The sequence below is a fragment of the Pseudomonas sp. GW821-FHT10C09 genome (assembly GCF_059415465.1).
In genome coordinates this window covers 322,101-332,135 of record NZ_JBWKNG010000003.1, presented here as the reverse complement: position 1 = coordinate 332,135, position 10,035 = coordinate 322,101, and the positions used below count along the sequence as shown (strand labels likewise).

Here is a 10,035-nt window from a genome sequence, read left to right as displayed (position 1 = left end):
GTGGTGGGTGATGACGGGATCGAACCGCCGACATTCTGCTTGTAAGGCAGACGCTCTCCCAGCTGAGCTAATCACCCGTTTGCATCTCCGAGGCCGCGAAATTTACGCAGGTACCGAACCTAAGTCAATAGCAGGATTGAAGTTTTTCTGAAAAAGACAAAACTGTGTCATTCCGCCCCCGGGTCGCAAACCGTCAGACCGCTTTCGCGAGCAGGCTCGCTCCTACAGTGGACCGCGTTTGTGCGACCAACTCGATCCGATGCGGGAGCGAGCCTGCTCGCGATGAAGCCAATGCCTCAGCGCTATTCGCTGTAAATCATCTTCTTGGTCATGCCACCGTCAACCACAAACTCCTGGCCCGTGACGAACCCGGCATTCTTGGACAGCAACCATGCCACCATCGCCGCGACGTCTTCAACCGTCCCTACCCTGCCCGCCGGATGCTGGGCATGATCGGCGTCGGTCAGTGGCTCGGCACGCCGCACAGCAGGGTCCCGGGTATCGATCCAGCCCGGACTGACCGCATTCACACGGATTTCCGGCCCAAGGCTGATCGCCAAGGCGTGAGTCAGCGCCAACAGCCCGCCCTTGCTCGCCGCATAAGCCTCTGTGTCGGGTTCCGACTGCCCGGCGCGGGTCGAGGCCAGGTTGACGATCGCACCGCTGTGCGCGCGTAGATACGGCGCACAGTGCTTGGCCAGCAACATCGGCCCGCTGAGGTTCACCGCCAACACACGATTCCAGTAAGCCAGATCGAGGCTTTCCAGGGTGATGTTGTGCGGATCGGCCACAGCGGCGTTGCACACCAACGCATCCAGGCGCCCGAACTGCCCCAGCACCTCGGCAACACCCAGTGCCACCTGCCCTTCGTTCGAGACGTCCATGGCGATAAACCAGGCATTGTCGCCCAGCACCTTCGCCACTTTCGAACCCCGCACCCGATCCAGGTCGCTCAGCACCACCTGCCAGCCTTCGCTGATCAGCCAGGCCGAGATCCCCAGACCGATGCCGCGCGCCGCGCCGGTGACCAGAGCAACACGACCATTGGACCCGGAGGTCGGCGTGGACAACTCGATCACAAGGCAGCCAACCCGCGCGCCAGGTCGGCTTGCAGGTCAGCCACGTCTTCCAGGCCGACCGCAATGCGGATCAGGCTGTCACGAATGCCCGCGGCTTCACGCTCTTGCGGCGCCAGACGGCCGTGGGAGGTGGTACTCGGGTGGGTAATGGTGGTCTTGGTGTCACCGAGGTTGGCGGTGATCGAAATCAAGCGAGTCGCATCGATAAAGCGCCAGGCGCCCTCCTTACCGCCCTTGACCTCAAAGCTGACCACCGCGCCGAAACCTTTCTGCTGACGCTGGGCGAGTTCGTGCTGCGGGTGGCTTTTCAGGCCGGCGTAATGGACTTTCTCGATGCCGTCCTGCTGCTCCAGCCACTCGGCCAGTTGCTGGGCGTTGGCGCAATGCGCCTTCATCCGCAGGTTCAGGGTTTCGAGGCCCTTGAGGAAGATCCAGGCATTGAACGGGCTCAAAGTCGGCCCGGCAGTGCGCAGGAAACCGACGACTTCTTTCATCTGCTCGCTGCGACCGGCGACGACACCGCCCATGCAACGACCGTGGCCGTCGATGAACTTGGTTGCCGAGTGCACGACGATGTCCGCGCCCATCTTCAGCGGCTGCTGCAACGCCGGGGTGCAGAAGCAATTGTCGACCACCAGCATCGCGCCTTTGGCGTGGGCGATTTCAGCCAGCGCGGCGATATCCACCAGCTCGGCCAACGGGTTGGATGGCGACTCGACAAAGAGCAATTTGGTGTTGGCCTTGATTGCCGCGTCCCAACCGGACAAGTCCGCCAGAGGCACGTAGTCGACTTCGATACCGAAGCGCTTGAAGTACTTTTCGAACAGGCTGATGGTCGAACCGAACACGCTGCGCGAAACAATCACATGATCGCCCGCGCTGCACAGGCTCATCACCACCGCCATGATCGCGGCCATGCCGGTGGCCGTGGCCACGGCTTGCTCGGCGCTTTCCAGCGCGGCGATGCGCTCTTCGAACGCACGCACGGTCGGGTTGGTGTAGCGCGAGTAAACGTTGCCCGGCACTTCACCGGCAAAGCGTGCCGCTGCGTCGGCAGCGGTACGGAAAACGTAGCTGGAAGTGAAGAACATCGGATCACCGTGTTCGCCTTCCGGCGTGCGGTGCTGACCGGCGCGTACGGCCAGGGTATCGAACGCTACGCCATCGAGGTCGCTGTCCAGCCGACCGGCATCCCAATCCTGACTCATGCTCTCACTCCTTAACTTTATTCTTGATCAGTAGATACAAAACCGGCCCCTCAGGGCCGGTAGAAACTCAGTTGTTGTACAGATCGATGATCGCACTGACTGCCTGCGTCTTGACCTTGGAGGCATCGTTACGTGCCTGCTCGATCTTGTTCAGGTAAGCCTCGTCGACGTCGCCGGTGACGTATTGGCCATCGAACACCGCGCAATCGAACTTGTCGATCTTGATCTTGCCGCCACCGACCGCTTCGATCAAGTCAGGCAAGTCCTGATAGATCAACCAGTCAGCGCCGATCAGGTCGGCAACGTCCTGGGTCGAACGGTTGTGGGCGATCAGCTCGTGAGCGCTCGGCATGTCGATGCCGTAGACGTTCGGATAACGAACGGCCGGTGCGGCGGAGCAGAAGTAGACGTTTTTGGCGCCGGCTTCGCGAGCCATCTGGATGATCTGCTTGCACGTCGTGCCGCGAACGATCGAGTCGTCCACCAGCATCACGTTCTTGCCACGGAATTCCAGTTCGATCGCGTTGAGCTTCTGGCGTACGGATTTTTTCCGTGCGGCCTGGCCCGGCATGATGAAAGTCCGGCCGATATAGCGGTTCTTCACGAAGCCTTCGCGGAACTTGACGCCTAGGTGGTTCGCCAGCTCCAGGGCCGCGGTGCGGCTGGTGTCCGGGATCGGGATGACCACGTCGATGTCGTGCTCAGGACGTTCGCGCAGGATCTTCTCGGCGAGCTTCTCGCCCATGCGCAGACGAGCCTTGTAGACAGAAACGCCGTCAATGATCGAATCCGGACGCGCCAGGTAGACGTGTTCGAAGATGCACGGGGTCAGGGACGGGTTGGTCGCGCACTGGCGGGTGTGCAGCTTGCCGTCTTCAGTGATGTAGACCGCTTCGCCTGGTGCCAGGTCGCGAATCAGGGTGAAACCGAGCACGTCCAGGGAGACGCTTTCGGAGGCGATCATGTACTCGACGCCTTCGTCTGTGTGACGTTGGCCGAAGACGATCGGGCGGATGCCGTGCGGGTCACGGAAACCGACGATGCCGTAACCGGTCACCATCGCCACGACTGCGTAGCCACCGACGCAACGGTTGTGCACGTCAGTCACAGCGGCGAACACGTCTTCTTCGGTTGGCTGCAACTTGCCGCGCTGGGCCAGTTCGTGCGCGAACACGTTCAGCAGGACTTCCGAGTCGGAGTTGGTGTTGACGTGGCGCAGGTCAGATTCGTAAATCTCCTTGGCCAGTTGTTCAACGTTGGTCAGGTTACCGTTGTGCGCCAACGTGATGCCGTAAGGCGAGTTGACGTAGAACGGCTGAGCTTCGGCCGACGTCGAGCTGCCTGCGGTCGGGTAACGCACATGGCCAATGCCCATGTGGCCGACCAGACGCTGCATGTGACGCTGATGGAACACGTCACGCACCAGGCCGTTGTCCTTGCGCAGGAATAACCGGCCATCATGGCTGGTCACGATACCGGCAGCGTCCTGGCCGCGGTGCTGGAGGACGGTTAGCGCGTCATACAGCGCCTGATTGACGTTCGACTTACCGACGATACCGACGATGCCACACATGCGACGCAACCCCTACTTAATGGATCTGAACTGAACAACACTTACTGAGGCGTTTTGGCCATCGGCAAGAGTTGCTCCTTGAACGGTATCTCAGCGGGTACGCTGATACCGCTGGCAAGCCACTGACTGCTCCACCCAAGAATCAGGTTTTTGGACCAATCTGCAACCAATAGAAATTTTGGCACGAGCTGTGACTCTTTCCACCACCCGTCCTGCTGTACCGGCCCCAGGCTCAACAGCCCGACCGCCACGACCACCAGCAATACGCCACGCGCGGCGCCGAAGGCCATGCCGAGGAATCGATCGGTCCCGGATAGCCCGGTGACGCGAACCAACTCGCCGATAAGATAATTGATCATTGCGCCTACGATTAACGTGGCGACAAACATGATGGCACAGCCCGTGATTACACGAGCCGACGGTGTTTGAATGTATCCGGCGAGGTACTCGGACAATGAACCACCGAACATCCAGGCAACGGCTCCTGCGATGATCCAGGTCACCAGCGACAGTGCTTCTTTGACGAAGCCGCGGCTCAGACTGATCAATGCGGAGATGGCGACGATTGCAACGATCGCCCAGTCAACCCAGGTAAATGGCACAGTGCAGCCTACAGACGGATAAGGCGGCGCATTTTAGCAGAGCGCAGGGCTATCGGTAAGCTGCGATTGTCAGTGCTTTTCAAATCGGCGTGATAGTTTTTACCCGCGCTCAGGCTGGAAACGCACGACGAAGCCCTTGAGCTTCTTCTGGCGGTCCAGCAAGTCACGCAAACGGTCGGCTTCGGCACGCTCGATCAGCGGACCGACAAACACTCGATTCTTGCCATCAGAGGATCGGATGTAAGCGTTGTAACCCTGACTGCGCAGGTCTTTCTGTAGGCTTTCAGCACCTTCTCGGCTCGAAAGACTCGCCACCTGAACCGACCAACTGACCGACAGGCCGTTGGCGTCGATACGGCTTTGCGTGGTGTCAGGCTTGCCCGGCGCGGCCGCGATCGGCTGCGTCGGTGGCGTCGTGGACTTCGCGGCTGGCGCAGGAGCAACAGGCTTGGCAACAGGCGCAGGTGCTACAGGGACAGCCGTCGCAACGGGTGCCGTCGGCGCTTCTTGCTGAGCGATTTCATCGTCACTCGGCACCGGCTCTTGAGGCAGCGCTTGCGGCTCAGGCACCACGACTGGCTCGACCTGCACTTGCGGCACCGCCGGGGCATGCGGTGCAGTGGGGGCGTCGACCACCACCTGACGCTGCTCATCCTGACGGGAAAACAGCATCGGCAGGAAAATCACCGCCAGTGCCACCAGCACCAGCGCGCCAACCATGCGTTGTTTGTAGGCCTTATCCAGCAATGCCATTTGCCGCTTCCTCCGTGGAGCGCCGGGCCAGCCATTCAAGGGCCTCGGCGACACAATAAAATGATCCGAACAACAGAATCTCGTCGTCGCTCGTCGCCTGCGCGCTCTGCCCTTCCAGGGCGGCCGCCACGTTGTCATAGGACGTTACCGATGCGCCAACGTTCTGCAACGCAGCCCGCAAATCGGCAACCGGTCGCGCTCGCGGGGAATCCAGCGGCGCAACGGCCCAGTGCTGGACACTAGCATTCAATTCACCGACAACACCATCCAGATCCTTGTCAGCCAGCAAACCGAACACCGCCAACCGCTTGCCGACCGGTGGTCGACTGGCCAGGCGCCGTGCCAGATATTCCGCCGCATGCGGGTTATGCCCCACATCCAGCAGCAGGTTCAAACGCTTGCCCTGCCAGTCAAACTGACGGCGGTCGAGACGCCCCACCACCCGCGTCGCTTTCAGCGCCTCAATAATCTGCGCATCGACCCACGGCAACCCGAGCAGCAGATACGCCTGCAACGCCAGCGCCGCGTTTTCCATCGGCAGATCAAGCAACGCCAGATCGCGCAGTTCGACCATACGCCCTTGAGCATCCAGGCCGCGCCACTGCCAGTTGTGATCGGTCACGCCGAGGTCAAAATCGCGGCCACGCAGGAAAAACGGGCAAGCCAGCTCGCGCGCCTTGTCCAGCAGGGGTTGTGGAGGATTCAGATCGCCACAGAGCGCAGGCGCGCCCTGACGGAAAATGCCGGCCTTTTCAAAGGCCACGGACTCACGGGTATCACCCAGATAGTCGGCATGGTCGACGCCGATGCTGGTGACCAGCGCCATGTCGGCATCAACCACGTTGACCGTGTCCAGGCGCCCGCCCAGGCCGACTTCCAGCACCACGGCATCAAGCCCGGCCTGTTGAAACAGCCAGAATGCCGCCAGGGTGCCCATTTCGAAGTACGTCAGGGAGGTGTCGCCACGACCGGCTTCGACAGCCGCAAAGGCTTCGCACAGCTCGGCGTCAGTGGCTTCGACGCCATTGACCTGCACCCGCTCGTTGTAGCGCAGCAAGTGCGGAGAATTGTAGACACCCACGTTCAGGCCTTGCGCCCGCAGCAACGAAGCCACGAATGCGCAGGTAGACCCCTTGCCGTTGGTGCCGGTGACCGTGATCACCCGAGGCGCCGGCTTGCCCAGTCCCATGCGGGACGCTACCTGTTGCGAGCGCTCCAGGCCCATGTCGATGGCCGAAGGGTGCAACTGCTCAAGGTAGGCGAGCCACTCGCCAAGGGTACGCTCGGTCATATGTTCGCAGGTACCGGCGGAACCACGATCGGCTCGATTGGCGCGGCGACGAATTTCGGCGTCGGCAGGCCCATCATTTGTGCCAGCAGGTTGCCCAGACGCGGACGCAGCTCCTGACGGTGAATGATCATGTCGATCGCGCCGTGTTCCAGCAGGAACTCGCTGCGCTGGAAGCCTTCCGGCAGTTTTTCACGCACGGTTTGCTCGATCACGCGCGGACCGGCAAAGCCGATCAGGGCTTTCGGCTCACCGACGATCACGTCGCCAAGCATCGCCAGGCTGGCGGAAACACCACCGTAGACCGGGTCGGTCAGCACGGAGATGAACGGAATGCCTTCTTCACGCAGACGCGCCAGTACCGCCGAAGTCTTGGCCATTTGCATCAGGGAGATCAGGGCTTCCTGCATCCGCGCGCCACCGGAAGCGGCGAAGCAGATCATCGGGCATTTGTTTTCCAGGGCGTAGTTGGCGGCGCGAACAAAACGCTCACCGACGATGGCTCCCATCGAACCACCCATGAAGGAGAATTCGAACGCCGACACCACGACCGGCATGCCCAGCAAGGTGCCGCTCATGGAGATCAGTGCGTCTTTTTCGCCGGTCTGCTTCTGGGCAGCGGTCAGGCGATCCTTGTACTTCTTGCCGTCGCGGAATTTCAGACGGTCAACCGGCTCCAGGTCCGCACCCAGTTCGGCGCGGCCTTCGGCGTCGAGGAAGATATCAATGCGGGCGCGCGCGCCGATACGCATGTGGTGGTTGCACTTGGGGCAAACGTCCAGGGTCTTTTCCAGTTCCGGACGATACAGCACAGCCTCGCAAGACGGGCATTTGTGCCACAGACCTTCAGGCACCGAGCTCTTCTTGACCTCGGAACGCATGATCGAAGGGATCAGTTTGTCTACTAACCAGTTGCTCATGCTTTCTTTCTCCAGTACCGGCGGCCCGAACGCTCTGGTTCGCAGCCCCGCGTATGCCCTTGAGCTAAATTCATGTGTGTGGCGATGGTCGGTGGATGGCCGGGTCAGCGAAACGCGACCTGCGTACAACCCATCAACCCTCAGCCGTGCCTGCTTTGTGCAGCGCAGTGCATTTTGGGACGGCGGCAGTCTGCCAGCCGTCACATCCTCTATGTACTACTGCGTACAGCCTTGATGAACGCCTGAATCTTTGCGTGATCCTTGATGCCCTTGCTCGCCTCTACCCCACCGCTGACATCCACCGCATAAGGCCGCACCCGGGCAATCGCCCCGGCGACGTTATCCGGGGTCAAACCGCCCGCCAGAATGATCGGCTTGCTCAAGCCTTGCGGTATCAGAGACCAGTCGAAAGCTTCACCGGTTCCGCCCGGCACACCTTCAACGTAGGCGTCGAGCAGGATTCCGCTGGCACTTGGGAACGCATCGCAGGCTGCCGCGATGTCGTCTCCGGCCTTGACCCGCAGCGCCTTGATGTACGGCCGGTGCCAGCCTTCGCACTCGGCGGCCGTTTCGTCGCCATGGAACTGCAACAGGTCCAGCGGCACGGCATCGAGCAATTCGCCCAACTCGCAGCGGCTGGTGTTGACGAACAAACCCACGGTGGTGACGAACGGCGGCAGCGCCTTGATGATGTCGCGCGCCTGCTGGAACGTCACGGCCCGCGGGCTCTTGGCGTAGAACACAAATCCGATGGCATCGGCCCCGGCCTCAACCGCAGCCAACGCATCTTCTATGCGGGTAATCCCGCAAATCTTGCTGCGAACGGCTGACATGTCGATAAATCCTCAGGGCAATTCCGGGAAAGTCCCGGATGGTAACAAATGCGTTCGAGGGCGTCAGCCGTCAAGTTCCGTGAAACCGGTCAGGAAGTGTGGGCCGATGTAACGCTCGGGCAATTCGAACTCGTCACGGTACTCGACCTGCACCAGATACAGGCCAAACGGATGTGCCGTGACCCCGCCGGAACGGCGAATGCGGCTTTCCAGCACGTCCTTCATCCACTCCACCGGGCGCTCGCCGGCACCGATGGTCATCAGCACGCCGGCAATGTTACGCACCATGTGGTGCAGGAACGCGCTGGCGCGAATATCCAGCACGATCATCTTGCCGTGACGGGTGACGCGCAGATGATGCAATTCCTTGATCGGCGATTTGGCCTGGCACTGCCCGGCACGGAACGCACTGAAATCATGCGTGCCGACCAGGTACTGCGCGGCCTCGGCCATGCGCTCGACGTCCAGCGGACGGTGGTTCCAGGTGATTTCTTCGTTGAGGTGCGCCGGGCGGATCTGATCGTTGTAGATCACATAGCGGTAACGCCGGGCAATGGCCTTGAATCGCGCATGGAAATGCGCCGGCATGACCTTGGCCCAACTGACGCTGACGTCGTGCGGCAAATTGATGTTGGCACCCATGACCCAGGCCTTCATCGACCGTTCGACCTGGGTATCGAAATGCACCACCTGGCCACAGGCATGCACGCCCGCGTCGGTTCGCCCGGCGCACAGCAGCGACACCGGTGAGTCGGCGACTTTGGACAAGGCTTTCTCAAGGGTTTCCTGCACCGTGAGCACACCGGAGGCCTGGCGCTGCCAGCCGCGATAACGCGAGCCTTTGTATTCAACGCCCAATGCGATCCGGTAAAAGCCGTCGGCCGCCATTTCTGCGGCCGGATTATCTATATTTGCCAAGGGGTGCAGCCTGCTGATCTACGCAAAGGCGGGCATTATAAGGCCGCCGGACCGAGACGCCAGAGGCCTGTGTCTTTTGCGCCATTGCATCGCACCGGCGGTCTTCGCTATATAGAAAATTACACAACGAAAAAAACACACTACCGAGACCTGATGATGACCGCGATTCTCAAAGAAGCCGTCGGCCCGGCTTATAGCCTGGAAGGCATGCTCCACGCCAAACACAAGACCTGGGAAGCCATCGATGAAATGGCCCGGCGCATCGCACCCGGTATGCGCGAATCCGAAGCCATGGCGATGAGCCTGCAAGTGCTGAACGAACTGGGCATGGACCGGATCTGGCACCCGTCGAAGATCCGCTTCGGCGAGAACACCCTGAAAACCTTCAAGCAACCCTCCGAAGGTGATCCGGTACTGGCCGAGAACGATATTTTCTTTATCGACCTCGGGGTGGTCTGGGACCGCCATGAAGGCGATTCGGGTGCGACGTTCATTGTCGGCGACGACCCGGAAATAAAGGCGTGCGCGGCGGCAGCAAAGACCTTGTTCGATCAGGTTCACGATTACTGGCGCACCCATCAGGTCGCCGGTCCCGAGCTGTACCGCTATGCCGACGAACAGGCGACGGCGATGGGCTGGAAGTTGAACCTGGAGATCAAGGGACATCGGGTCAGCGATTTTCCCCATGCGATCTATCGGGCCGGGGATCTGGGGAATTTCGAGGAATGCCCGAATGTCGGGTTATGGATTCTGGAAATCCAGATTGCGCACCCTACCCGGCCGTTTGGGGCGTTTTATGAGGATTTGCTGTCCTGATCCGAAATAGCCATCGCAAGCAGGCTCACTCCTGCATTGAAACAA

10 protein-coding genes and 1 tRNA gene are annotated in these 10,035 nt (G+C 60.8%); 1 reads left to right on the top strand and 10 read right to left on the bottom strand.

The annotated features are described in order from the left end of the window. Position 1 precedes the first annotated feature (1 nt). The 10 genes from AC07N8_RS04520 to truA all read right to left on the bottom strand — a co-directional run bounded on the left by AC07N8_RS04520 (position 2) and on the right by truA (position 9,144). Positions 2 to 77, bottom strand: a tRNA-Val gene (locus tag AC07N8_RS04520). A 225-nt stretch (positions 78 to 302) separates the two neighbouring features. Beyond that, a complete protein-coding gene (locus tag AC07N8_RS04515; RefSeq protein WP_483840141.1) occupies positions 303 to 1,079 on the bottom strand; it encodes an SDR family oxidoreductase in 777 nt (258 codons plus the stop codon). Then, complete coding sequence (locus AC07N8_RS04510; protein ID WP_493142013.1) at positions 1,076 to 2,287, bottom strand: O-succinylhomoserine sulfhydrylase; 1,212 nt, start codon at positions 2,285 to 2,287, stop codon at positions 1,076 to 1,078. The genes AC07N8_RS04515 and AC07N8_RS04510 overlap by 4 nt, the downstream gene beginning before the upstream one ends. A gap of 67 nt (positions 2,288 to 2,354) precedes the next feature. Further along, on the bottom strand, positions 2,355 to 3,860 hold the full coding sequence (purF, locus tag AC07N8_RS04505; RefSeq protein WP_046026886.1) for an amidophosphoribosyltransferase: 1,506 nt from the start codon (positions 3,858 to 3,860) through the stop codon (positions 2,355 to 2,357). Positions 3,861 to 3,901: 41 nt separating this feature from the next. After that, positions 3,902 to 4,462: a CvpA family protein gene (locus tag AC07N8_RS04500; protein ID WP_046026887.1), complete on the bottom strand. Its 561-nt coding sequence runs from the start codon at positions 4,460 to 4,462 to the stop codon at positions 3,902 to 3,904. A gap of 99 nt (positions 4,463 to 4,561) precedes the next feature. Beyond that, on the bottom strand, positions 4,562 to 5,215 hold the full coding sequence (locus tag AC07N8_RS04495) for an SPOR domain-containing protein (protein ID WP_493142016.1): 654 nt from the start codon (positions 5,213 to 5,215) through the stop codon (positions 4,562 to 4,564). Further along, positions 5,199 to 6,506 carry a bifunctional tetrahydrofolate synthase/dihydrofolate synthase gene (folC, locus tag AC07N8_RS04490; protein WP_493142018.1) on the bottom strand — a complete coding sequence of 436 codons (1,308 nt, stop codon included), beginning with the start codon at positions 6,504 to 6,506 and terminating at the stop codon, positions 5,199 to 5,201. The genes AC07N8_RS04495 and folC overlap by 17 nt, the downstream gene beginning before the upstream one ends. After that, the gene (gene accD / locus AC07N8_RS04485) at positions 6,503 to 7,423 is read right to left on the bottom strand and encodes an acetyl-CoA carboxylase, carboxyltransferase subunit beta (RefSeq protein WP_027921583.1); all 921 of its coding nucleotides are present in this window, start codon (positions 7,421 to 7,423) and stop codon (positions 6,503 to 6,505) included. Before accD ends, folC begins: the two co-directional genes overlap by 4 nt. 209 nt (positions 7,424 to 7,632) lie before the next feature. Then, entirely contained in the window at positions 7,633 to 8,256 is a 624-nt protein-coding gene (locus AC07N8_RS04480; protein WP_493142020.1) for a phosphoribosylanthranilate isomerase, read from the bottom strand. 63 nt (positions 8,257 to 8,319) lie between these two features. Next, complete coding sequence (gene truA / locus AC07N8_RS04475; RefSeq protein ID WP_483840316.1) at positions 8,320 to 9,144, bottom strand: tRNA pseudouridine(38-40) synthase TruA; 825 nt, start codon at positions 9,142 to 9,144, stop codon at positions 8,320 to 8,322. Positions 9,145 to 9,330: 186 nt separating this feature from the next. Between truA and AC07N8_RS04470 the strand changes: the two genes are divergently transcribed. Next, positions 9,331 to 9,990: a M24 family metallopeptidase gene (locus tag AC07N8_RS04470; protein WP_493142259.1), complete on the top strand. Its 660-nt coding sequence runs from the start codon at positions 9,331 to 9,333 to the stop codon at positions 9,988 to 9,990. Positions 9,991 to 10,035: the final 45 nt, after the last annotated feature.

Coding starts and splice junctions, on each gene's coding strand:
- AC07N8_RS04510 (WP_493142013.1), bottom strand. CDS start 2,287: ATGAGTCAGGATTGGGATGCCGGTCGGCTGGACAGCGACCTCGATGGC.
- purF (WP_046026886.1), bottom strand. CDS start 3,860: ATGTGTGGCATCGTCGGTATCGTCGGTAAGTCGAACGTCAATCAGGCG.
- AC07N8_RS04495 (WP_493142016.1), bottom strand. CDS start 5,215: ATGGCATTGCTGGATAAGGCCTACAAACAACGCATGGTTGGCGCGCTG.
- folC (WP_493142018.1), bottom strand. CDS start 6,506: ATGACCGAGCGTACCCTTGGCGAGTGGCTCGCCTACCTTGAGCAGTTG.
- accD (WP_027921583.1), bottom strand. CDS start 7,423: ATGAGCAACTGGTTAGTAGACAAACTGATCCCTTCGATCATGCGTTCC.
- AC07N8_RS04480 (WP_493142020.1), bottom strand. CDS start 8,256: ATGTCAGCCGTTCGCAGCAAGATTTGCGGGATTACCCGCATAGAAGAT.
- truA (WP_483840316.1), bottom strand. CDS start 9,144: ATGGCGGCCGACGGCTTTTACCGGATCGCATTGGGCGTTGAATACAAA.
- AC07N8_RS04470 (WP_493142259.1), top strand. CDS start 9,331: ATGACCGCGATTCTCAAAGAAGCCGTCGGCCCGGCTTATAGCCTGGAA.